General features: G+C 63.9%; 28 protein-coding genes. 9 read left to right on the top strand and 19 right to left on the bottom strand.

Annotated features, from left to right (window positions below):
- Positions 1-5 precede the first annotated feature (5 nt).
- The 11 genes from cysE to nifH form a co-directional block, all read right to left on the bottom strand.
- A complete protein-coding gene (gene cysE / locus IPM73_14110) occupies positions 6-785 on the bottom strand; it encodes a serine O-acetyltransferase (GenBank protein MBK8919133.1) in 780 nt (259 codons plus the stop codon).
- 10 nt (positions 786-795) lie between these two features.
- Positions 796-1,926, bottom strand: a complete 1,131-nt coding sequence (gene nifV, locus IPM73_14105; GenBank protein MBK8919132.1) for a homocitrate synthase — start codon at positions 1,924-1,926, stop codon at positions 796-798.
- Between the two features lie 236 nt (positions 1,927-2,162).
- A complete protein-coding gene (locus IPM73_14100) occupies positions 2,163-3,131 on the bottom strand; it encodes a hypothetical protein (protein MBK8919131.1) in 969 nt (322 codons plus the stop codon).
- A gap of 4 nt (positions 3,132-3,135) precedes the next feature.
- Positions 3,136-3,906: a (Fe-S) protein gene (locus IPM73_14095; protein MBK8919130.1), complete on the bottom strand. Its 771-nt coding sequence runs from the start codon at positions 3,904-3,906 to the stop codon at positions 3,136-3,138.
- Complete coding sequence (locus tag IPM73_14090) at positions 3,896-4,159, bottom strand: hypothetical protein (GenBank protein MBK8919129.1); 264 nt, start codon at positions 4,157-4,159, stop codon at positions 3,896-3,898. The genes IPM73_14095 and IPM73_14090 overlap by 11 nt, the downstream gene beginning before the upstream one ends.
- Entirely contained in the window at positions 4,156-4,884 is a 729-nt protein-coding gene (locus tag IPM73_14085; GenBank protein ID MBK8919128.1) for a dinitrogenase iron-molybdenum cofactor biosynthesis protein, read from the bottom strand. Before IPM73_14085 ends, IPM73_14090 begins: the two co-directional genes overlap by 4 nt.
- 191 nt (positions 4,885-5,075) lie before the next feature.
- Complete coding sequence (locus tag IPM73_14080) at positions 5,076-5,267, bottom strand: 4Fe-4S binding protein (protein ID MBK8919127.1); 192 nt, start codon at positions 5,265-5,267, stop codon at positions 5,076-5,078.
- A gap of 47 nt (positions 5,268-5,314) precedes the next feature.
- Entirely contained in the window at positions 5,315-5,539 is a 225-nt protein-coding gene (gene nifT / locus IPM73_14075; GenBank protein MBK8919126.1) for a putative nitrogen fixation protein NifT, read from the bottom strand.
- Positions 5,540-5,655: 116 nt separating this feature from the next.
- Complete coding sequence (nifK, locus tag IPM73_14070) at positions 5,656-7,224, bottom strand: nitrogenase molybdenum-iron protein subunit beta (protein MBK8919125.1); 1,569 nt, start codon at positions 7,222-7,224, stop codon at positions 5,656-5,658.
- 138 nt (positions 7,225-7,362) lie between these two features.
- Entirely contained in the window at positions 7,363-8,838 is a 1,476-nt protein-coding gene (nifD, locus tag IPM73_14065) for a nitrogenase molybdenum-iron protein alpha chain (protein ID MBK8919124.1), read from the bottom strand.
- Between the two features lie 182 nt (positions 8,839-9,020).
- A complete protein-coding gene (gene nifH / locus IPM73_14060) occupies positions 9,021-9,902 on the bottom strand; it encodes a nitrogenase iron protein (GenBank protein MBK8919123.1) in 882 nt (293 codons plus the stop codon).
- Between the two features lie 174 nt (positions 9,903-10,076).
- Here nifH and IPM73_14055 point away from each other — a divergent pair, with 174 nt between their 5' ends.
- Positions 10,077-10,904 (top strand): NAD(+)--dinitrogen-reductase ADP-D-ribosyltransferase, encoded by an 828-nt coding sequence (locus IPM73_14055; GenBank protein ID MBK8919122.1) that lies wholly within the window; start codon positions 10,077-10,079, stop codon positions 10,902-10,904.
- A gap of 39 nt (positions 10,905-10,943) precedes the next feature.
- Here IPM73_14055 and IPM73_14050 read toward each other — a convergent pair whose 3' ends face one another.
- Together IPM73_14050 and IPM73_14045 are read right to left on the bottom strand one after the other, a co-directional pair.
- The gene (locus tag IPM73_14050) at positions 10,944-11,804 is read right to left on the bottom strand and encodes an SPFH/Band 7/PHB domain protein (GenBank protein MBK8919121.1); all 861 of its coding nucleotides are present in this window, start codon (positions 11,802-11,804) and stop codon (positions 10,944-10,946) included.
- A gap of 14 nt (positions 11,805-11,818) precedes the next feature.
- Entirely contained in the window at positions 11,819-12,262 is a 444-nt protein-coding gene (locus IPM73_14045) for an NfeD family protein (GenBank protein ID MBK8919120.1), read from the bottom strand.
- 318 nt (positions 12,263-12,580) lie between these two features.
- Here IPM73_14045 and IPM73_14040 point away from each other — a divergent pair, with 318 nt between their 5' ends.
- The 8 genes from IPM73_14040 to IPM73_14005 all read left to right on the top strand — a co-directional run bounded on the left by IPM73_14040 (position 12,581) and on the right by IPM73_14005 (position 17,605).
- Positions 12,581-13,417 carry an SIR2 family protein gene (locus tag IPM73_14040; protein ID MBK8919119.1) on the top strand — a complete coding sequence of 279 codons (837 nt, stop codon included), beginning with the start codon at positions 12,581-12,583 and terminating at the stop codon, positions 13,415-13,417.
- A gap of 35 nt (positions 13,418-13,452) precedes the next feature.
- Entirely contained in the window at positions 13,453-14,010 is a 558-nt protein-coding gene (locus IPM73_14035; GenBank protein ID MBK8919118.1) for a hypothetical protein, read from the top strand.
- Positions 14,010-14,387 (top strand): hemerythrin family protein, encoded by a 378-nt coding sequence (locus IPM73_14030; protein ID MBK8919117.1) that lies wholly within the window; start codon positions 14,010-14,012, stop codon positions 14,385-14,387. The genes IPM73_14035 and IPM73_14030 overlap by 1 nt, the downstream gene beginning before the upstream one ends.
- Before the next feature lie 205 nt (positions 14,388-14,592).
- Positions 14,593-14,778, top strand: a complete 186-nt coding sequence (locus IPM73_14025; GenBank protein MBK8919116.1) for a type II toxin-antitoxin system MqsA family antitoxin — start codon at positions 14,593-14,595, stop codon at positions 14,776-14,778.
- A 271-nt stretch (positions 14,779-15,049) separates the two neighbouring features.
- Positions 15,050-15,313, top strand: a complete 264-nt coding sequence (locus IPM73_14020; GenBank protein ID MBK8919115.1) for a type II toxin-antitoxin system CcdA family antitoxin — start codon at positions 15,050-15,052, stop codon at positions 15,311-15,313.
- Entirely contained in the window at positions 15,313-15,630 is a 318-nt protein-coding gene (locus tag IPM73_14015; GenBank protein ID MBK8919114.1) for a CcdB family protein, read from the top strand. The genes IPM73_14020 and IPM73_14015 overlap by 1 nt, the downstream gene beginning before the upstream one ends.
- Positions 15,631-15,717: 87 nt before the next feature.
- Positions 15,718-17,025: an AAA family ATPase gene (locus IPM73_14010; protein ID MBK8919113.1), complete on the top strand. Its 1,308-nt coding sequence runs from the start codon at positions 15,718-15,720 to the stop codon at positions 17,023-17,025.
- On the top strand, positions 17,018-17,605 hold the full coding sequence (locus tag IPM73_14005; GenBank protein ID MBK8919112.1) for a DUF4276 family protein: 588 nt from the start codon (positions 17,018-17,020) through the stop codon (positions 17,603-17,605). The genes IPM73_14010 and IPM73_14005 overlap by 8 nt, the downstream gene beginning before the upstream one ends.
- 1 nt (position 17,606) lies before the next feature.
- Here IPM73_14005 and draG read toward each other — a convergent pair whose 3' ends face one another.
- The 6 genes from draG to IPM73_13975 all read right to left on the bottom strand — a co-directional run bounded on the left by draG (position 17,607) and on the right by IPM73_13975 (position 22,222).
- Positions 17,607-18,593, bottom strand: a complete 987-nt coding sequence (gene draG / locus IPM73_14000; protein MBK8919111.1) for an ADP-ribosyl-[dinitrogen reductase] hydrolase — start codon at positions 18,591-18,593, stop codon at positions 17,607-17,609.
- Complete coding sequence (locus tag IPM73_13995; GenBank protein ID MBK8919110.1) at positions 18,572-19,144, bottom strand: nitrogen fixation protein NifQ; 573 nt, start codon at positions 19,142-19,144, stop codon at positions 18,572-18,574. Before IPM73_13995 ends, draG begins: the two co-directional genes overlap by 22 nt.
- Before the next feature lie 3 nt (positions 19,145-19,147).
- Positions 19,148-19,510, bottom strand: coding sequence for a (2Fe-2S)-binding protein (locus IPM73_13990; protein MBK8919109.1), 363 nt, complete (start codon positions 19,508-19,510; stop codon positions 19,148-19,150).
- A 615-nt stretch (positions 19,511-20,125) separates the two neighbouring features.
- Positions 20,126-20,413 carry a (2Fe-2S)-binding protein gene (locus tag IPM73_13985; protein MBK8919108.1) on the bottom strand — a complete coding sequence of 96 codons (288 nt, stop codon included), beginning with the start codon at positions 20,411-20,413 and terminating at the stop codon, positions 20,126-20,128.
- 92 nt (positions 20,414-20,505) lie between these two features.
- Entirely contained in the window at positions 20,506-21,777 is a 1,272-nt protein-coding gene (locus IPM73_13980) for an FprA family A-type flavoprotein (GenBank protein ID MBK8919107.1), read from the bottom strand.
- Complete coding sequence (locus IPM73_13975) at positions 21,755-22,222, bottom strand: hypothetical protein (GenBank protein ID MBK8919106.1); 468 nt, start codon at positions 22,220-22,222, stop codon at positions 21,755-21,757. Before IPM73_13975 ends, IPM73_13980 begins: the two co-directional genes overlap by 23 nt.
- Positions 22,223-22,304: the final 82 nt, after the last annotated feature.

Below are 22,304 nucleotides of genomic sequence, written 5' to 3'. Positions count from 1 at the left end.
TCGTCTCAATGCCGGTGCAGGGTTTCGCCCTGCATGGACTCGCTTTCGCAGCACAGGTCGCCGGCGCTGCATACCCGGCACTGGCCGCTGTGGTCGGGGGGAGCCGGCTCCTGGCGCAGTTCGGCTAGTTCCTTCTCCAGGGTATCGATGCGCTCGATGAGGCAGGCGATGGACTTGGCCACCGGGTCCGGCAGCAGGTTGTGGTCGAGGCTGATGCCGTCCTCGGGGCGGGGGCCGCCGGCCCGGGTGTCCACGATGCGCCCGGGGATGCCGACCACGGTGCGGTCGGCCGGCACGTCCTTGACCACCACCGAATTGGCGCCGACCCGCACCCGTTCGCCGACGACGATGGGGCCGAGAATCTTGGCGCCGGCGCCGACCACCACGCCGTCGGCCAGGGTGGGGTGGCGCTTGCCCCGGTTCCAGGAGGTACCGCCCAGGGTGACGCCGTGATACAGGGTGACGTCGTCGCCCACTTCGGCCGTCTCGCCGATGACGACGCCGGCACCGTGATCGATGAAGAAGCGGCGGCCGATGGTGGCGCCGGGGTGGATGTCCACGTTGGTCAGGGTGCGTCCGAAAAAGGCGAGGAGCCGGGCCGGGTAGCGCCAGCCAGCCCGCCACAGGCGGTGGGCGAGGCGGTGGGCGAGGATGGCATGGACGCCGGGATAGGTGGTGAGCACCTCCAGCCGCGAACGGGCGGCGGGGTCACGCTGGAAGACGCAGTGCAGGTCTTCGCGCAGCATGGCCCAGAGGCCGGGAGCGGGGGCAGCGGCAGCGATCATGGTCATGGCGTCAGGCATGGGAAGGGCTCCGGGCTGCGGCCAGGAGCGCCTTGAGATCGGCAGCTTCGGGCGGATGCTTTTGGGCGGAGACGAACTGGCGGATATGGGGCAGCAGCGCCTGAGCCTCGACTTCGGCGACGTCGATGCCCAGGTCACCGTAAACTACCTGCACCGCCCGGGAGCCGGAATGCTTGCCGAGGACGATGCGGTGAGCCTGACCCACCTCGCGGGGATCGAAGCCCTGGTAGTTGTCCGGGTGCTTGAGCAAGCCATCGACGTGGATGCCCGCCTCGTGGGTGAAGGCGCCGGCGCCGACGACGCTCTTCTGCCAGGGGACGGCCCGGCCGGAGGCGGCGGCCACCTGGCGGGAGAGGGCGGGGAAGCCCTTCAAGTCGATGCCGGTATCGATACCGTGCAGCTTTTTCAGCCCCAGCACCACTTCTTCCAGGGGCGCGTTGCCGGCCCGCTCGCCCAGGCCGTTCACCGTCGTATTGACGTGGGTGGCGCCGGCCTTGCAGGCAGCCAGGGTATTGGCCGTGGCCAGGCCCATGTCGTCGTGGGCGTGCATTTCGATTTCGAGGCCGGTGGCGCGGCGCAGGCGGGCGATGCGGTCGAAGGTGCCGAAGGGCTCCAGGATGCCCAGGGTGTCGGCGAAGCGCAGGCGCCGGGCGCCGCAGCGTTCGGCCACTTCCGCCAGGGCACAGAGGAAATCGAGGTCGGCGCGGGATGCGTCTTCCAGGCCGATGCCCACTTCCAGGCCGAGGTTCAGGGCGGCGCCCACGTAGCGGGGCAGTTCGCGCAGCAGCCAGCTCCGCTCCTGCTTCAGCTTGTAGGCCAGGTGCTGGTCGGAGGCCGGCACGGAAATGTCGATGAGGTGGGCGCCGAGGCCGGCACAGGCGGCGATGTCCGCAGGGTGCATGCGGCTCCACACCATGAGGCGGGGAGCGAGGCCCAGGTCGGCCACGGCGCGGATGGAAGCGCGTTCCTCGGCGCCCATGGCGGGAATGCCCACCTCCAGCTCGGGGACGCCGATGGCGGCCAGTTGCCGGGCGATCTCCAGTTTCTCCGCCAGCGAAAATGCCACCCCCGCCGACTGTTCGCCGTCGCGCAGGGTGGTGTCGTTGATGGTGACGTGGGCCATGGAAATCTCCTTGCAAGCTCTCTAGCAAGGGGGGTGCCAGGCGTTAGTGCATTGATTTTAGGATGCTTTGTCGTGGCGCTGGGTCAGGCTGTCGGGCGTGTGTCGGGAATGCGACAGAGGCCCTGGCCTCTCCGGAGTCGCCCCGATACAGTGGCTTCCAGGACGGGTCTCGAAGGGCGGCGTATCCCCGGCGTTTCGACAGGCTCAGCCCGAACGCAGCGAGGGCCGGCGTGACATCAGACAGCGTAGGGCCGGTGCAGCCAACTCCGCACCACGTCCACGTCCTTCTGGGGCAGGTAGGCGAAGCCGGTCAGGGCGTCCTCCACGACCGTCTGGGCCACCCAGTGGGGCACGGTCTTGGCGGCCAGCATGTGGAAGTACCAGGCCATGGGGTAGCCGGCCTGGCGGTCGAAGTGGTTGAGGGCGTCGTGCAGCCTGAGACCTTCCGTGCCCTGGGCGGCTTCGAAGGCGGGCGGCTCGCCGGCCAGGGTGGCGATGGGCTGGGCGCGGAACACCGGCTGGTGGTAGCGATCCAGATGCTCGCGGGTGGCGATGACCCAGTGATTGAAATAGGCGCTGGTTGCGCCAGCGCTGCTGCCTGCCCAGTCGGCGAGCATGCGGTGGATGGGGGCCGGCTCGGGTTTCTGCGCCAGCATGCGCTTGAGGAAAGCGCCCACGTGCTGGATGCGGCGGAAGCTGTAGGCGGGCAGCCCGACGGCCTGGGGCATATCCGCTCCACCCCGCGGGTCCACCAGTTCCTCGACGGACGCAGGGTCGTTGGCGAACAGGCGGTGGGCGCGCATCTCCTGCAGATCCTCGATTTCCAGTTGCAGGAAGTCGTCGCAATCGTCGCCGGCAGGAGCCACCAGGTAGTGGGTCTGGCCCACCAGGCGGGTGGCGTAGAGTTCCTCTCCGGCGCAGTCATCGGCAAGGGCGGCGAGGTCGCCGTCCCGGGCATCCAGCTCGGTTTCCACCCAGGTTTCGAGACTGTCGCTGACGCGCCGGCCGTTGCCGTCGACGATGCCGCCCAGGCGGTACCAGCCGCCGCGGCCCAGGGCATGACGGAATTTCCAGTCGGGCAGGGCGGCGCCCAGGGCCTTGGCCAGCCCGGACGGTCCGGTATTGACCGGCGTCTTGGCGCAGGCTTCGACGATGGCGGGGGCCAGGGATTTGCAGTATTCCGTCCAGGCCAGGGCTTCTTTCATGGGGCTATCCTCGTGAGGGGGCGGTTTTTGCGTCGGCAAGGCGGGCGATGACCGCCTCCCGGACCTCGACTTCGGGGTCCGCGGTCAGGGCTTGCAGAAATTCCAGGGGGGCGTTGCCCACGGCCGCCAGGCGCACCCACCATTCGTCGTCCTGCAGCAGGGTGGCGGCCAAGCCGGGGAGGGCACGTTCGGCGACGATGGCGCGCACTTCCGGCTCCGGATCCGCGGCCAGCAGGTGCAGGGCAAAGGCGGGCAGGCGGGAAGCCACCACCTTGCGCACCTCCCGCTCCGGGTCCCGGGCCAGTTTGGTGAGCTGCCCATGGGGCAGGCGGCGGGCGACGGTGGCGCGGATCAGGTAGTCCGGGTCGCCGAGCATCTGCACCAGGAGCGCTTCCGGCAGGCGGGTGGCGACCGAAAGGCGGACTTCCCGGTCCGGGTCGCCGACCATGGGGTCGAGTTCTGCGAGGGGCAGGCGGGTGGCGACGACGCGGCGGACGACTTCGTCAGCGTCGGAGCGCAGGGGGCCGATGGCGGCAACGGGCGCGTAGCGGGCGGCGATGGCGCGGCGTTCCCACAAGATGTCTTTGAGGAAGTGCTCGGCCTCGCCGGGGTTGGTGCGCAGAAAGCGGTCGATCTGCCGGCCGCTGTGGGCACGGATGCAGGCGTCGCCCGGGGTACAGCGCCGGCCGTTCAGAAAGTCCGGGAAATAGCTGCAGCCGGAGCACAATCCAAGGCGGCCGACACCGGCCTGGGCGGAGGTCGTTTCACTCGCCATCGACCTTTGCCGCAATGAGGATGCCGGTGGCGGCATCGTGGTCGCCGGTAAATTCCAGGCAATGGCCACTGGCGCCGGAGACCAGGTAGAGATCGTAACCGTCGACGGTGAAGGCGGGCTTGTAGCGGGGCGAGACGTCATCCTCGCTGCACTCGGTGAAGTGCAGGTCGGGGAAACGCTGGCGCAGGATCGCGGTGCGCGGGTCGAGAAGGACGGCTTCGCCGACGCGGGCCAGCGTGGTGGGCGTGATCACGCTTCCTCCTCCTCGACGTTTTTCTCGAAGCGGGCCAGGGAGGCCGATGGCACCCCCATGATCTGGGCCAGCCAGGGGGGCGGGCAGGACAGGCGGCCCTGCAGTTCGGCGAGCACCTCCCGGGCCGGGCCGCCGGTGGGCTTCTTGATGGGATGGACGCCGGCCCGCACCACCTTGGCGGCAGCCGGGCCGCCGATAGACTGGATGTAGACGATCTGGCAGTCGCCGATCAGCGCGGAACGGGCGGCGTTCTTGTCTTCGGCCCCATCGGCTTCGGCGGTGCTGCGCACGTCGATCAGCTTGATGGCCAGTTGCCCGACCTGATAGACCAGAAAGCGGTCGCAGGAACCGAAATGACCATCGAGGTTCTCGCCCCGGTTGGCGGCGACGGCGACCCGGATCGATCCAGGCATCTCCCCCTCGGCGTAGGCCTCGATGGCGGGAAAATCGCCGTGCTCGATGCCTTGGCCCCACAGGAGGCGCACCGTTTCCTTGAGTTGTTCCGGCTCGACGCCGACATGGCAGCCCTGCTCGGCAAAGTCGCCGGCCAGGAGCGTGCGCAGATCCTCCACCGTGAGCTTGCTGAGCTTGGCTTCGGTGAGGGGCGCTTCGAGCTTCTCGATCAGGGCGCCGACGAAAGCCTTGACGTCGAGGTTGTTGAGGGCGCGGGCAGCCAATGCGATGCGCAGGGCGGCCTCGCGGGAGGCAATGGGGGTGGTGGACATGGGGGCTCCCTGAGAACTTTCAGCGGAAGGCCGCCAGGGGCGGCGCTCGGCTCAAGGCTCTTCGGCAGATCAAGTTCCCGGTGCCCGTTCGCCCTGAGCCCTTCGACTGGGCTCAGGACAGGCCTGTCGAAGGGCGGTTTGCCCTGGGCTTCGACAGGCTCAGCCCGAACGGAGCGTGGGTTGGTGCCGAATCAGGCGGCGCTGATGCAGCCGGACGGGCAGACATCGACGCACAACGGGCTATCGTTGTGGCCGTCGCATTCCGTGCAGGTGGCGGCATCGATCTTGTAGAAGACCTTGCCGGCGCTGATCGACTTGGTCGGACAGACCGGTTTGCAGTCGCCGCAGGCGGTGCACATGTCGGGATCGATCTTCATTGCCATGGTGATTTCTCCTTCGTCTAAATCGGGGAGGGGTAAGGTGGCGGAACTCAGTCCTCGGCAGCGCCAAGACGCTTGGCGCGCAGGGATATGGGCAGGCGGGGCGGCTTGGCGATGGGGTCGATGTAGTACGAGCCGCCGTTGTCCAGCTTCAGTTCGCCACCCCATTTCTCCGGGCTGTCGAATTCGATGGACTCGATGGAGGCTTCCAGGTCGCGCTTGGGGAGATAAAAGGTCAATCCCTTTTCGCCCTGACGGATCATGATATTGGCCATGGTTATGCTCCTGTAACGCCTCCCCCTTCAAGGGGGAGGTTGGGAGGGGGATGGGGCCGGAAGTCGCTGGCGAAACCCCATCCCCACCCCGGCCCTCCCCTTGAAGGGGAGGGGGTTTAGCGGACCAGGTCGAAGTTGTAGTCGGTCGTCCCCATGCCGATCGTTTCCTTGTCGAGTTGCTCAAGGACGGCGTTCGTCAGTTGGGTGACCACGGACATCATCCCTTCGTAGCCCATGGTGGTGGCGCGGTGCTGATGGTGGCGGTCGAAGATGGGGAAGCCGATACGGATCAGCGGCACTTCAAACTCTTCACCCTTGTGGCGGGTGTCGCGCTGGATGTACTTGCCGTAGCTGTTGCCGATCAGGAAGTCAGGCTTGTCCGTGAAGCACAGGCTGCGCATGTGCCACAGGTCGTTGCCGACATAGACCTTGCCCAGGGTGCCGAAGGGGCTGGAGGCGAGCAGCTTCTCCATTTGCTTGCCCCAGCGCTTGTTGCCGTTGTGGGACAGGATGTGGGTCGGCTCGGCACCCACTTCCAGCAGGATCTTGACCATGCCCATGACGAAGTCCGGGTCGCCGTAGAGGGCGAACTTCTTGCCGTGCAGCCAGGCGTGGCTGTCGGAGATCAGGTCCATGCAGCGGCCGCGTTCCAGTTCCAGCGAAGCCGGGATCGGCTGGCCGGTGACTTCGGAGACCTTCATCAGGAACTCGTCGGTCCACTCGACACCCATCGGGATGTTGAGCTTCGGAATGTCGTGCTTCCAGGTGTTCTCGACGAACTTCTTCGTCTTTTCCAACTGGGCCGGTTGGATCAGCAGCGTGGTGATGGCGTTCGGCGCGTCCTTGACCTCGTCCATCGTCGTGCCACCGGAATACATGCGGAATTCGCCGTCGGCCGGGGTGTCGAAGACATCGGTCGGATCGGAGAGCATGGTGTAGCCGACGCCCATCTCGGCCAGCATGCGCTTGATGACGCGGTAGTTGCCGAGGTAGGTTTCGAAGCCCGGAACAATGTTGACCTTCTTGTTCGAGCCGACGACCTTGCCTTCCATGGCGTTCAGCGTGAAGTAGCGCAGGATGCCTTCTTCCATGTTGTCCCAGCCGGTGGTGTGCGAACCGACGAAGGACGGGGTATGGGCGAAGGGAACCGGGTAGTCCTGCGGAATGTGACCGGCCTTCTTCGAGTTGTTGATGAAGGCGTTGAGGTCGTCCCCGATGACTTCGGCCATGCAGGTGGTGGAGACGGCGATCATGTCCGGCTTGTAGATGGCCTTGGCGTTTTCCAGGCCGTCGAACATGTTCTTCTGGCCGCCGAACACGGCTGCATCTTCCGTCATGGAGTCGGAGACGCAGGAGCACGGTTCCTTGAAGTGACGGTTGAAGTAGGTGCGGAAGTAGGCGACGCAACCTTGGGAGCCATGCACGTAGGGCAGGGTCTTGTGGAAGCCGGAGGCGCAGAGGACGGCGCCGAGGGGCTGGCAGGCCTTGGCCGGATCGACGGTCAGGGCTTCGCGCTGGAAGTTGAGATCCTGGTATTCCTGGGTGGTGGTCCACATGAAGGTTTCCCACACCTTGTCCGGACCGTGACCTTCCTCGAACTGGACGCGCTTCTCGGCCAGGTTCTTCTTGTAGTCATCGTCGCGGAACAGCGGATAACAGGGCTTGATCTTGTCTGCGGTTTGCATTGCTATCTCCTTGCCCGTTCCGCCAATCTGCAGAGCCGGGCGCAAGGTTGATGATCCGGGGCCGGGGAACCGGGGCGCATGAAGGACGCGAAGTCCGCAATCACACGCCGCCGTGTCCCGTTTCCCAATTCCTGAAACTCAGGCAGCCTGCTTTTCAGCCGTTTCTTCAGCGACCTTCTTCCAGGGCGGAACCAGGTTCTTGAAGGTCGGATTGGAGAGGGCGATGTCCATGTCACGGGCGAAGATGGCGAAGCCGTCGTAGCCGTGGTACGGACCGGAGTAGTCCCAGGAGTGCATCTGGCGCAGCGGAATGCCCATCTTCTGGAAGATGTACTTTTCCTTGATGCCGGAGCCGACCATGTCGGGCTTGAGACGCTTGACGAACTCTTCCAGTTCGAAACCGGTGACGTCGTCGTAGAGCAGGGTGGCATCGCCCATTTCCTTGATCGTGCGGTCGTAGTCGTCGTTGTGGGCGAACTCGTAGCCGGTGCCGATGACTTCCATGCCGAGGTCTTCGTAGGCGCCGATGACGTGACGCGGACGCAGGCCGCCGACGTAGAGCATGACCTTCTTGCCCTGCAGACGCGGTTTGTACTTGGCAATGATCTCGTCCATCATCGGCTGATAACGGGCGATCATGGCTTCGGTCTTGGCCTTGACGCTGTCGTCGAAGAAAGCGGCGATCTTGCGGCAGGATTCGATGATTTTGGTCGGGCCGAAGAAGTTGTATTCCAGGTAGGGAATGCCGTACTTCTCTTCCATGTGCCGGGAGATGTAGTTCATCGAACGGTAGCAGTGCAACAGGTTCAGCTTGACCTTCGGCGTGTTCATCATCTCGGCGATGGTGCCGTCGCCGGACCACTGAGCCACGACGCGCAGACCCATCTCTTCGAGGAGGATGCGGGTCGCCCAGGCGTCGCCGCCGATGTTGTAGTCGCCGATGATGGCCACATCGTAGGGTGTCGATTCGTAGGCGGCGCCGTCGCGCTTGTCGAGCACCCAGTCGCGGATCGCATCGTTGGCGATGTGGTGGCCGAGGGACTGCGACACGCCGCGGAAACCTTCGCAACGCACCGGCACGACTGGCTTGTCGAGGGCGACGGCAGCCTTCTTGGAGACGGACTCGATGTCGTCACCGATGAGGCCGATGGGGCATTCGGACTGGACCGAAATCCCCTTGTGCAGCGGGAAGAGCTGTTCGATCTCCTCGATCAGCTTGGCCAGCTTCTTGTCGCCGCCGAAGACGATGTCCTTCTCCTGGAAGTCGGAGGTGAAATTCATCGTGCCGAAGGTATCGACGCCGGTGGTGCCGACGTAGTAGTTTCGGCGACCGGCGCGGGAATACTGGCCGCAGCCGACGGGGCCGTGGGAGATGTGGATCATGTCCTTGATCGGACCCCAGACCACGCCCTTGGAACCGGCGTAGGCGCAGCCCCGGATGGTCATGACGCCGGGCAGGGATTTGCGGTTGGACGTGATGCACTTCTTGGATTGTTCAACGGAAACGTCGTTGGACGCGAGGTGCTTGGCGCGGTCCTTCTTGGCTTTTTCCGGATAAACCTCGAGCACCTCGGCGATGAGGGCGTCGGTTTCTTCACGAGACAGAGTCGTCATTTTTTCCTCCTGACGCCGCCACCAATCTGTGGCCGGCGTGCTGGTTGAACGGGTGATTCAGTGCGATTTCGGGACAGGGCGCCGGTGACGCGAAGACGAGCCGCAGACAGTGCGAGTCGCACAGCAAGGCGAGTGGCACAGCAAGGCGAGGTCGACAAAGTCACCGGCGTCATGGCACGAAATCAGGCGGCCAGTTCGGCGGCGGTCTTGCCGACGATGGACTCGTCTTCCGCTTCCATGATGCCGAATTCCATCAGCAGGTCTTCCAGCTCTTCCATCTCGATCGGGGTCGGGATGACGAGGTTGGTGTTGTTGACGATCTTGTTGGCGAGCTGGCGATATTCGTCGGCCTGCTTGTGTTTCGGATCGTATTCGACCATGGTCATGCGGCGGATTTCGGCGTGCTGCACGGCGTTATCGCGGGGCACGAAGTGGATCATGGTTGTGCCGAGGCGGGCGGCCAGGGCCATGATCAGCTCGTCTTCGCGGTCGGTGTTGCGGCTGTTGCAGATCAGGCCGGCCAGACGGACACCACCGGAGTTCGCGTACTTCACGATCCCCTTGGAGATGTTGTTGGCGGCGTACATGGCCATCATTTCGCCGGAGCAAACGATGTAGATTTCCTGGGCCTTGTTTTCGCGGATGGGCATGGCGAAGCCGCCGCAGACCACGTCACCCAGCACGTCGTAGAAGACGAAGTCGAGGTCTTCGTCATAGGCGCCTTCTTCTTCCAGGAAGTTGATGGCGGTGATGACGCCGCGGCCGGCACAGCCGACGCCGGGTTCCGGGCCGCCGGACTCGACGCACTTGACGCCGCCGAAGCCAACGGAGAGAACGTCCTCGAGTTCGAGGTCTTCGACGGAACCGGCTTCAGCAGCCAGGTGCATCACGGTGGTCTGAGCCTTGCTGTGCAGGATCAGGCGGGTAGAGTCGGCCTTGGGGTCGCAGCCAACGATCATGACCTTCTTGCCAGCTTCGGCGAGGGCGGCCACCAAGTTCTGGGTGGTGGTGGATTTGCCGATACCACCCTTGCCGTAGATGGCGCATTGACGCAGTTTTGCCATGGTGTAATCTCCTTGTGTCTGTCAGTCGATTTGCGAAGGAATCAGTGAGAGTCGCACCTCCCCTTCTGCACGTTGCGTGCCAGGTGGGCTGACAGACACCAAACCATTGAATATCCAGTGAAAAGCGATTTTTCTCCCGCGCCGGCGGGCGTGGAGACTTCCGACAATTCCCCTATGCTTTGTAGGGGTGACTACAAGGCATCGCTGCCCCGGGCAGCGCGTCTCCCCATCAATCGCTGCAACCTGCCGGCCGTGGTGTTGGGAGGGCTGACCTACCAGCGCCATCCGACGCCGTTACTCCTCGACGGCGTGGCCGAGCTGCACCGGGATCTGTTCCAGCGCCTGGAAGCGGCGGAGCCTGCTGCTGGGCCGGAGGTCTTTCGTGATTACATGACGGTGCGCTTCCAGCTCGAATGGCTGGAAGAGATGGGACTGACCGGCCGCTCGAAAAAGCGGGCCAAGGCCAATTACATCAAGGTGCTGCGCGGCTGGAGCTTCGATGCCGACAGCCGGGAGGGGGCCGTGCTCAAGGGTTGGGTGGAATCCCGCTTCGGCCTCACCCCGCGCTTTCACCGGGATTCCCTGCGCGACCCCACGGGCGAAGCCTATCGCCGCTATGAAGAGATGCGGGCCCAGGGCCTCTACGGCACCAACGCGCTGGAGGCCCAGCTCGACCTCGTCTACACCTATTGCCAGTATGCGCTGCAGCAGCGGCACCCCGGCGCGCGCCATGTCACCCTCTACCGCGGCGTCAATCGCATGGCGGACCATGAGGTACTGGAGAAGGGCGGCCACGGGCGACAGGTCGTCCTGCTCAACAATCTCAATTCCTTCACCTGCAGCCGGGAGCGGGCCTGCGAATTCGGTGACTACATCCTGGCGGCGGAGATTCCCCTGGCCAAGATATTCTTCCACTGCGGGCTGCTGCCTGGGGTGCTGCAAGGGGAGGACGAATTTCTGGTGGTTGGCGGGGCGGTCGAGGTGACTTTGTCGACTCTGTGACCAAGGAAGGCGGGCGGTTGGGCCGTAGCGGACTCAGTGTCACCTACCGGCGACGCGGCCAACCAGGCCCCGTACAGCCTCCTGCAGATCGGCCGGCAGCACCACCAGCTTGGCGTTGTCCGATGCTCCCATATGTTCCAGGGAGGCGATGTATTTCTCGCCCAGCAGGTACATCATGGGGCCCGGCTCGGTGCCGACCGCCTCGGTCACTTTGCGGATGGCCTGGGCCGATGCGTCGGCGAGGGTGACCCGGGCCTCGGCATCGCGCTTGGCGGACTCCAGGCGGGCTTCGGCTTCGAGAATGGCCGCCTGCTTGGCCCCCTCGGCCTTGGTCACCGCCGCCTTCCGCTCTCGCTCGGCGGCGGCCTGCAGTTCCATGGCCTTCTGCATGGAAGGGGAGGGCTTGATGTCCTGGATCTCAACCGACTTTACCGCCAGGCCCCAGTCGATTGCCTCGTCGGCGATGCTTTCCCTGAGCCGGGCCTTGATCTGGTCCCGGGAGGAGAGAGCGGCGTCGAGTTCCATTTCGCCGACGATCGAGCGGAGGGTGGTCATGATCATGTTGCGGATGGCTTCGGCGAAGTCGGTCACGCCGTACACCGCCTTGACCGGGTCGGTCACCTTGACGAAGGCAATGGCGTTGGTGAGGATCACCGCGTTGTCCCGGGTGATGACCTCCTGTTCCTGGACGTCGAGGATGATGTCCTTGGTGACCAGCTTGTAGGCCACGTTGTCCAGGTAGGGGATGAGGATGTTGAGGCCGGGCTTGAGGGTGCCGTGGTACTTGCCGAGCCGTTCGACGATCCATTCCTCGCCCTGGGGAACGATACGCACGCCCTTGGCCAGGGTGACGATCGCGAACACCAGGAGGGCAACGACAACGATAAAACCTGCACTCATACCGAAATCTCCATTCATGATTTTTCAACCTTCAGGTAGCTGCCCTCTACCGAAAGCAGCCTGACTCGTTCGCCGGCGGCGATCGCTGTATCCGCCATGCACGCCCATTCGTCGGTGCCCAGGATGGGGCGCTGAAAGCGCACCCGACCCCGGGCGAAGGGCTGCACATCGGCCACCAGCAGGCCGATCTCGCCAATCACGTCGCCGGCGGCCGTCCCCGCCTTCGTCTTCTGGAAGCCCGGCTTGAAGATCCGGAACCAGAGCACCACCATCGCCAGGGAAGCCCCGGTCCATGTGGCAAGCTGGGCGGTGAGGGAGATTTCCGGCCACGCCAGGGTGATGAGGCCGACCAGGAGTGCCCCCATGCCGAACCAGAGGATAAAAAAAGAGGCAAGCAGAAGCTCCACCAAGGCCAGGGAAATGCCCCCGACGATCCAGACCCACCATTCAAAGCCCATCGTATGCGTTCTCCATGGATAACTCCTTTCGTTGGGCCAAGCGGTTACGCTTCTGTGAATAGGCGAGCGCTTGGCAAGCGCAGAACTCGGACTATTCGGCGATGGGAAGAACTATAGCGGCATGTGGCGGCTTTCGGCTCGCCATGATGAAGAAATGGGGGTGTTGTGTGAGGGAGGGCTGTCGCACCTCCGTCGTTGGCTCCTGTAACAAACCTGACAATCGCTGAGTCGGGGCGGCGTAAACCCCCGCCACTGCGTAGTCGCCGGATGGGCGTGGAATTTGCTCAAAGGCTTGTGTTCCCCTTCCAGAGCACAGCCATGACCCCAGAACTCAGCGCAAAACTGCTGGCCGGCCTCAAGGACGGCAGCATCGTCCCCTATCTTGGCCCCGGCGTCCTCGCCGACGTGAAGAATGCCGCCACCGGCGCCCCCATTCCCGCCGACAGCGATTCCCTCATCTATGCCATGAACGACGGCAGGCCCATGGCGCCCAAGCTCATGTACGAGTTTCCCCGGGCTGCCATGAACGTCGAACTCAAGCGCGGCCGCAGCACGGTCACCAAGTTCCTCACCCGCACCTACGGCGAAACCCAGTGGACCCGCGGCGCCTTCCACGAATGGCTGAAGGGCATCGCGCCTCCCTACGTCATCGACATCAACCGGGACACCCAGCTCCAGGATTCCTACGCCGACTTTCCCCACAATCTGATCGTCGGCATCGCCCGCATCGGCGGCACCGCCTTCCGCTACAAACAGTACTTCTGGGACGGCGCGGCCTATCAGTCGGCCGAGATCATCAACCCGGCTCTGCCCATCCTCTTCAAGCCCATGGGCACGCCCCGGCCGGAGCCGGTCTATATCGCTTCCGACGCCGACTACGTGGATTTCATCACCGAGCTGATGGGGGGCTTCTCCATTCCGCCGGAGGTCAAGAGCCTGCGCAAGGGCAAGCAATACCTGCTGATGGGCCTGCGCCTCAACCGTGATACGGAACGCATGGTCATGGCCGACATGATCTACAGCGCCGCCGAACCGGCCGGCTGGGTTTTCATCCCCAGCCCCACGGACAAGGAACGCCGCTTCTGCAAGCGCATCGGCCTCGAGATCCTCGAGGCCGACATCTTCGAATTCATCGGCGCCGCCGTGCCGGCCTGAGAGTCTTCAGACATTCATAAACAGGGAGAAAACCCATGCTGCTCGATCATTACGAACCTTACTTCTTCAATGCCAATTTTCGTGAAGCCGCCAGCGGCGAAGGCTGGGAGGCCTACCGCGGCGAGCTGGTCCTGGTGGAAGGCGAGGTCGCCGATGACCAGGGGCGCCGCAAGCCGCCCCACGCCCTCTTCAAGCAGGCCATCGTGTTGACCAAGGGCGAGGAACTCAAGCTGATCTCCGGTTCCCTGGAAGAGCTCCAGCACTGGCCCGCGTTCATGGAGAAATTCGGTGCCGACTTGAACCCGGCCTCGGTCGCCGTGATGTTCACGGTCAACATCCCCAAGCCCTTCATCTCGGTCATCAACGGTGCCACGGTGGCTTTCGTCCCCCTCACCGAAGGCCTGTGCTGGAACGAACTGATCGACCTCGCCGCGCTGGAAAAGGGCGACTTCAAGGGTCAGGGCGCCGGCGACAAGGTGGTGACGGTCTTCAACGCCTTCCAGGGCTTCAAGTACAAGTATCCGTCCCTCTCTGTCGACGAGGCCATGAAGACGACCAACAACGCCAAGCGCGAAGTGCACGGAGCAGTGTAATGCCCTGGGAGGAGCGCTTCGCCCTCGGGGTGGCGGACATGGACGTCACCCACCAGGAATTCGTCGACCTCGCCGACGCCCTGGCGACGGCAGCGGACGCGGATTTTCCGACCCGGTTCGCGGAACTGCGGGAGCACACCCGCAAGCACTTCGAGCACGAGGCCCGGCTCATGCGGCGCTGCCGCTTCCCCGCCATCGGCGAGCACGAAAGCGAGCACCTGAGGGTGCTCGGCGAACTCGCCCATCTGGCGGCCCGGGTGGACGGTGGCCGCCTCACCATGGCTCGCGCCTACGTGGAAGGCATGCCCCAGTGGTTCGCCAACCACCTGGTCACCATGGATGCGGCACTGGCGGGGTGCCTCAAGGCAAAGGGCTGAGCGTCCTGGGTCGCGGGCCAAACGCCCGATGCCATCTCGGTGGCAGCGGGGGTGATCGCTCGCCCGCAATGCGGGGGTCATTGAAATCCCATCGGATTGACGGCGCCATGGGCGGATGAACGAGGGTGTCGCTCAAGGGTCTGCCGGCGCCCGTCGTCGCCGGGGTGCTGGGCCGCGGCAGGATGGTTCGAGTTCGGAGAGCAACATGAAATGTCCATCCTGCGCAGCCGCCGAGTTGGTGCACGAAACCCGTGACCTGTCCTACACCGGCAAAGGCGAGGCGACCGTCATTCCGGCTGCCACCGGTGACTATTGCCCGGCCTGCGGTGAAGCCCTCCTCGACATGGCGGAAGCACAACATGTCAGTGCCGCGATGTTGGCCTTCGACTAGTAGTCAGTCAGATAGGTTTGCGTGAATGCCGAGGCGCGCATCCGCGCCCCGATCGCACGAAGCGAACCGCAGCCATAGCCGAAGCTATGGCGAGGATGAGCGACACAGCGAGCGGGGATGCGGGGCGTGCCGAACATAGCTGAACCTATCTGACTGACTACTAGCCGCCGCCGACCGTAGATGGGCCGATCGAGGGGTGACGTTCAGCGATGGATTCGAAGTGATATGCGGGTTAATATATGCGCACAACCAAATGCGCATGGAGATTCCTATGCCAATCACTCAAACTGCCCGTCGCATGAGAACCGGCAGCCCCGGCAAACGGGCTGCCAATCTGAGTTTGAGCAGCGATGTGCTGGAGGCGGCCAAGCAGCTCGACATCAACATTTCGCAGGTCTGTGACGCCTACTTGCGTGAAGTCGTACGACACGAGCTGGAGCGTAAATGGCGCGAGGATCACGCAGATTTCATTGCCGCTTACAACGCCACCATCGAAACCGAGGGGCTGCCACTGGATGAATGGAGAACTTTCTGATGGCGCGCTTCGATGTGTACGCCAACCCAGGCAGCCACGCTAAAACCACGCCGTATCTACTGGATGTGCAAAGCGATCTTTTGGATGGCTTGGACAGCCGAATGGTGATTCCTCTGCGCAGCCTCGATCACTTCCCCAAGGTCAAGCTGTCGACGCGACTGACGCCGGTGTTGGCCATCCAAGGCGAAGAATACCTGCTGGAGACGCCCAAGATGGGCGCGGTGCCGCAGCGTGTGTTGAAATCGCCCGTGACTTCCCTCGCCGGGGATCAGATGCGGATAACTGAGGCGCTGGATTTTCTTTTTCACGGGTATTGACCATACGATTGCCGTGGCATGCCGCCACACCATCCCCTCGAGGACGAAATCTCAGGGGAAGCTCAAACCGGAACGAGGTGAAATGCAATGCTGACACGCATCAAGATCGATGGTTATAAGTCGCTGAAGCACCTTGATCTCCGGCTTGCAGACCTGTCTATTCTTTTCGGGCCGAACGCGGCTGGGAAAAGCAACTTCCTGGACTGTCTGCAATTGCTCTCGAAGCTGGCGACGGAAAAGACCATCAAGGAAGCCTTCGCACCTCCCTATCGTGGCAAACCGCTCGAATCGTTTTCGTTTGAAGAAAATGGCATCGAGGGCTTGCTGGAGAAGGATTGCCTGTCTTTTTCCATTGAGGTCGATGTGCGACTCTCCAATGCCGTCGTTGAAGCAGTCAATCGTCAAATCGGTGAAATGCGCCGTTCGAGTGACCAAGAAGCGAGTGGAAACGAAGCCCATGCGGTGAATGCGGTCAAGGAAAGAAACCTGCGTTACCGGATAGAAGTCGAGATGATGCCGAAATCAGGGGTGCTCCGGGTTGCAGACGAGTACCTTGCCGCATTGACGGACAAGGGCGAACCAACCGGCAAGCGCAAACCGTTCCTGTCGCGCGAAGGGAAACGACTGCATCTACGCCTGGAGGGGCAGGCTCACCCAAGCTATTACGAGCGCTTTTTGGATCACAGTATCCTTTCCTTGCCGCACTATCCGCCGCATTACCCGCATTTGGTCGCGATGCGCAAGGAACTGGAAAGCTGGTTGTTCTTCTACTTCGAGCCGCGTGAGCGTATGCGTACCGCCAATCCGGTCAAGGAGGTGCGTCATATCGGTCTCATGGGCGAAGAACTGGCGTCCTTTCTCAACACGCTGAAAGTTCTTGATCCTCGCCAATTCAAGGCGGTCGAGAAAGCGATGCGCACCCTTATGCCCAATGTCCAGGGCATCGAGGTGGATGTCAGCAAGCTTGGAGAGGTCGAACTAAGACTGAGGGAGCATGGTATTTCAGTACCCGCTCGGGTCCTCTCGGAAGGCACGCTGCGCATCCTCGGACTCCTGTCGCTGGCAGGTGCGCGAGAGCAACCGTCGCTGATCGGCTTCGAGGAGCCTGAGAATGGCATTCACCCGCGGCGCATCCAATTGGTGGCGGAATTATTAAAAACACGCGCATCGTTCGGGGAAACCCAGTACATCGTGACTACTCATTCGCCATTGCTACCGGATCTTGTGGAAGATGAATCTCTATTTGCCTGCAAGCGCGTTGACGGCGAAACGCGCATTGATCCCTTTGCAGCCTGGGGGCCGCTGGCGAAACGTGGAGATATTGATCAGGCGCTCATGGATGAGGAGGAACTCACCGTCTCGGAGCGGATGCTTAGGGGAGACTTTGATGCGTGACATCGCGCTCTTTGTCGAAGACCAGGCCCATAAGGAATTTCTCGCCGCCTTGTTGCAACGACTGGCAGGAGAGGCGGGCGTGGAGATACGGATGGATTGGCGCAATGCCCGCCGCGGACACGGCGCCGTAGTGACCGAGCTGAAGCAATATTTTCGGGATCTGATGCGTGGGCGCGACCGCTTGCCGGACCTGATTGTTGTCGCCACTGACGCCAACTGCAAGGGACTGGTCGAGCGTCTTCGCCAAGTTAACGCTGTCACCGACAAGGCGCTCGTGCAAACGGTGTGCGCGGTGCCTGATCCCCACATCGAGCGCTGGCTGTTGGCCGATTCTGCTGCATTCAAGGCGGTGTTCGGGCGCGGTTGCGCCGCTCCCGATGCGAAGTGCGAACGGTCACGCTACAAGAAGATGTTGGTGGACGCCATTCGCGCAACCGGCATTGCTCCAAGCTTGGGCGGCATCGAATTTGCCGATGACATTGTCGGCGCGATGGATCTGTCGCGAGTGGCCGGCTCAGATGCATCGTTGGGTCGCTTCATCGAGGAAGCACGCAAAGTGTTCAAGGGGTGGCGCGCGTGAACTATCCCAAGTTGATAGCGCTTTCTGGGTATTTGCCGGTTCTGCTAGCCGCCGTCGTCACTAACTTCCGTGCCTGTTCCGCGCATCGCTCTCTGATTGCCGGCTCTAGTTTTCGCAGCCACCTTGGCGGAATCGCCTCCAGCCCATACCGCGCGCCGGCCAGCATGCCGGCGATGGCGCCGGTGGTGTCGGCGTCGCCGCCGCGGTTGACGACGTCGATGAGGCAATCCTCGAAGCTTTCTGTGGCGAAGAGGGACTGGAGAACGGCTTGCAGGGTTTCGACCACGAAGCCGCTGGGGTTTTCGCGGGGCTTGCTGGTGTAGGTGAAGCACGGGTGGGCGGCGATGAGGGGCAGGCAGTGGCGGCGTTCCACGTCGTCGTCGGGCAGGCCGTTCATGAAATCCTGCACCATGCCGGCGAGGGCGATGCTGGCGGCGTCGGAGAGAGCGTTGTGATGGGTGACGTGGCCCTGGGCGCGGCAGGCGGCGGCGGTGGCTTCTGGGCCGTGGCCGAAGGTGGCCAGGGCCGCCGGCAGCACGCGCATGGCGGCGCCGTTGCCGGCGTCGTGCTCGGAGGGTGGGGCTTCCGGGTTGCCGGTTTTTCTGAACGTGATGAGGTTGCGGCGCACGGTGTTGCCGATATCCACGGGCTTGGCGCGCATCCAGGCGTCGAAGGCCTCGGCGGCGGCGCGGGCTTCGACGCGGCCGGTAGCCAGGATGGCGTCGCCCAGGGCCAGGGACATGGTGGTGTCGTCGGTGACCTGGCCGGGTTTGAGGCGCAGCCAGCCGCCGCCCGTGATGTCCTGGTGGGTGCCGTACTGTTGCAGGATTTCCCGGGGGGTGAGGAACTCGACGGTGGCGCCCAGGGCATCGCCGATGGCCAGGCCGAGGTAGGCCGCCGTGGCGCGCTCGACGAGGGCGCTGCGGTCAGGGGAAGCGCGTCGGTGGACCGGCGCGGGGCGGGCGATCAGCTCTCGGGCCCAAAGCATTTGGCGTAGTCCTTGCACACGCCGCAGGAGGGGGCGGGGCAGACGTAGATGCCTTCCCGGGCGCAGAACTGGCGGTAGACGAATTTCTTCCACTTCATGTCGCCGGTGTTGCTGCGGGCGAGTTCCGGGAAATTCACCCACATCAGGCGGCTGAGTTCGTCGCGGTTGGCGAGGCCGAGGTCCTGCCACAGGTGGTCGGCACCGGCACAGGCGGTGGCGACGATGTCGGCGAACCAGAGTTCGGAATGGCGCTCATGGGCGCGGTGGTCCAGGAGGAGCTTCTGCAGGTCGCTCCATTCCGGAATGGGTGGCGCGGGCCGGTTCGCGGCGGTGGTGGCGCAGTCGGGAAAGTATTCGGCCAGCAGGCGGCCGTGGCGATCGGCACCCAGGCCCAGGTCGGCAGGCAGACAGCCTTCGCCCAGGCGCTGGCCGGTCAGCAGACTGGCCAGCAAGGGGCGATTCGGATCGGTGCGCACGTCCGCACCGCAGGGCGCCGCCAGGAGTTCGGCGACGGCCAGGGCGCGGAGTGCGGTGCGATCCGGGTCGTTCATGGCTTACTTGCTCGGATACTCGACCAGGATGTCCTCGTCACGGACGACCATCTGGCAGGCCAGGCGCCACTGGGTGGGGGGGATGTCGTCCACGTACATCTGCTCGATCTGGGCCTTGGTGATGTGACCCAGTTCGGTCAGGGCGGCGACCTCGCGCACGTTGAGGGGGCCACCCATGGGGCGGCGCTTGCCATCCACCGAGGAAACCTTGACCAGGCAGGTGCCGCAGTTGCCTTCCTGACAACCGAAGTCGATCGGGATGTGGTGTTCCTTGGCCAGGGCCAGGATGGTCTGGGTGTGGCTGCCGGCGACGGCATAGACCGTCTTGTCCTTGTGCAAGGGGCTGCTGAAAGTGATGAGTGCCATGGTGTTACTCCTGAGTTGGTTTTAGTGGAAATTCTCGTGGGGCTTTGAAAATTGGGATGGCTGGGCGCCTGAAAGCGAGGGGTGGCCAGGACACGAAGACGAGCCGAAGACAGTGCGTACTGCACGGCGAGGCGAAGTCGACAAAGGTTGGTGTGCGCCTGAAAGCGTGGGGCGGTCAGGACGCGAAGACGAGCCGAAGACAGCGTGTTCTGCGCGGTGAAGCGAAGTCGACAAAGGTTGGTGTGCGCCTGAAAGCGTGGGGCGGTCAGGACGCGAAGACGAGCCGAAGACAGCGTGTTCTGCGCGGTGAAGCGAAGTCGACAAAGGTTGGTGTGCGCCTGAAAGCGTGGGGCGGTCAGGACGCGAAGACGAGCCGAAGACAGTGCGTACTGCACGGCAAGGCGAAGTCGACAAAGGTTGGTGTGCGCCTGAAAGCGTGGGGCGGTCAGGACGCGAAGACGAGCCGAAGACAGTGCGCACTGCACGGCGAGGCGAAGTCGACAAAGGTTGGTGTGTGCCTGAAAGCGTGGGGCGGTCAGGACGCGAAGACGAGCCGAAGACAGTGCGTACTGCACGGCGAGGCGAAGTCGACAAAGTCATGGCCGCCCCACGCTTTCAGGCCGGCTTGACCACGATCTCGCCGCCGATAATCTGGGCCTGGCAGGCGAGACGGTGGTTGCGCGGGGCGAGGTTGTCCTTGAGCACCTGGTCCTCCAGGATGCTGGGCGGAGCGAGGTTTTCCCCGCCGGAGACGATTTTGGTCAGGCAGGTACAGCACTCCCCTTCGCGGCAGCCGTAGGTGATGCCGGCGCCGACCTTTTCCGAAACCTCGATGAGGCGGGTGCCGGCCGGCACGGTGACGGAAACGCCGATATCCTCGAAGGTGACTTTGGCTTTAGGCATTGGGAGTCTCCTGATGGGCCGCCCCGAAGGAGACGGCGCCCCCTCGGGGGGCAGCGAGTGAAACGAGCGTGGGGGTCATGTTTTCTCCCTGTTCAGGCCAAGGCGGCCATGTTGATTTCACGGGCCACCATCTGGCCGGTGAGGTGGCGCGCCAGGGTTTCGCCCAGGTCGCGGCACTGCTCCAGTTCGCCGGCGTCGGGTACCAGCTTGATGCGCAGGCCCTCGACGGGGACGCGCATCTTGAGGCCGCGCAGCCGATCCTCGATGAGGCGCACCGCCTCGCCGCTCCAGCCGTAGGAACCAAAGGCGGCGCCCAGCTTGCCCTTGACGTTGACCGTGGTGAGGGAGGACAGCACGTCCCAGATGGGCTTCACCGCGTCGGCATTGATCGTCGGGCTGCCGAAGGCCAGACCGTCGGCTTCTTCGATGAGGTCGGTGAAGATGCCCGATTCGCCGCCTTCCAGGTCGTAAAGCGAGACCCGTACGCCGCCCATGCGTTCGGCACCGGCCGCGACCGACTCGGCCATGCGGCGGGTGTTGCCATAGGCCGAGATGTAGAAGATGACCAGGGTCTTCTCGCTGCGGGCCTCGTTGAACAGCCGCGGCGTGGCCAGCTCCCGGTAGCGGTGCACGTAGTCCCGTGGCATGTGGCGCAGGATGGGGCCGTGGGCGGGGGCGATGAGGGTGAGGTCCAGGGGCTCGATGAGGGCCACGGCATCCAGCACGTTCTCCCGGAAGGGCCGCATGATGTGGGCGTAGTAGTACTCGAAGGAGAAGCGGAAGTCGCCCACCGAATCGTTGAACAGCCGCGGGTCGCAGAAGTGGCAGCCGAAGACGTCACCGGTAAAGAGAAAGCCGTCTTCCTCCAGGTAGGTGCATTGGGTATCCGGCCAGTGCAGGTAGGGCGTATGCAGGAAGCGCAGGGTACGGCCGCCGAGGGCCACGGTGTCGTCGGTGGTGACCGGGATGTATTCGGGGGCCGTTTCGCCGGTGGGCTTCAACAGCGCCTTGAGCATCATCTGGGCGCGGCTGGAGAGATAGACCTTGGCCTGGGGGGCACGGCGCAGCAACTCCGGCAGGGCGCCGCTGTGGTCCGGCTCCAGGTGGTTGAGGACGATGGTGGTGATTTCGTCGTAGCGGGCGACGGACTCCAGGCGCTGGAAGAAGGTGTCGGCGAAACTTTCCTTCACCGTGTCGATGACCGCCACCCCGGCTTCGCCCCGCACCACGTAGGCGTTGTAGCTGGTCCCGTTGGCGGTCTTGAGGATGATGTCGAAATTGCGCAGATGCGGGTCGAGGGCGCCCACCCAGTGGACGCCCGGTGCCAGTTCCACCGCTGCGCTAGTGAGTCCCGCAGGCATCATGGTCGGTTTCCTCACGGGCTGCGCTGCCGCAGGAGCCGTGGCCTTCCGGGCCGTGGACACAGGCTTCGATATTGCCTTCCGGCAGGGCCGCGCCGTCGAGGCCGATCCACGCGTTCACCGCCGCCGCATCGAAACCCACCCTGCGTTCCTCGCCCACTTGCATGAGGGGGCGGCGGATCAGCAGGGGATTTTCCAGAAGCAGACGCAGCGCATGCTCGAAGCCCAGCTTCTCCGGCACGATCTCGCCGGATTTCACCGCCGGGGCGCTGCGGTTGAACCAGTCGGCGATGGGCAGGGCGCCAAGGAAGGCGAGCAGCGTTTCGGCCGTCCACGGCTCCGCCTTCAGGCTCCGGGCCTGAACCGTATGGCCTGCGGCGGCAAGAAGGGTCTTCTGGCGAAGATTCCCCTTGCAGCCGGGTTTTTCGTAGAAGGTGACGATGGCCATGGGCCGTTAGCCGTAGCCCCCCGCAACCGTTCGGGCTGAGCTTGTCGAAGCCCGGGATGCGCCGTGGGTAAAGCGCCCTTCG

The sequence above is a fragment of the Betaproteobacteria bacterium genome (assembly GCA_016720065.1).
GTDB lineage: Bacteria > Pseudomonadota > Gammaproteobacteria > Burkholderiales > Rhodocyclaceae > SSSZ01.
This window is presented reverse-complemented; position numbering and strand designations above follow the sequence as displayed.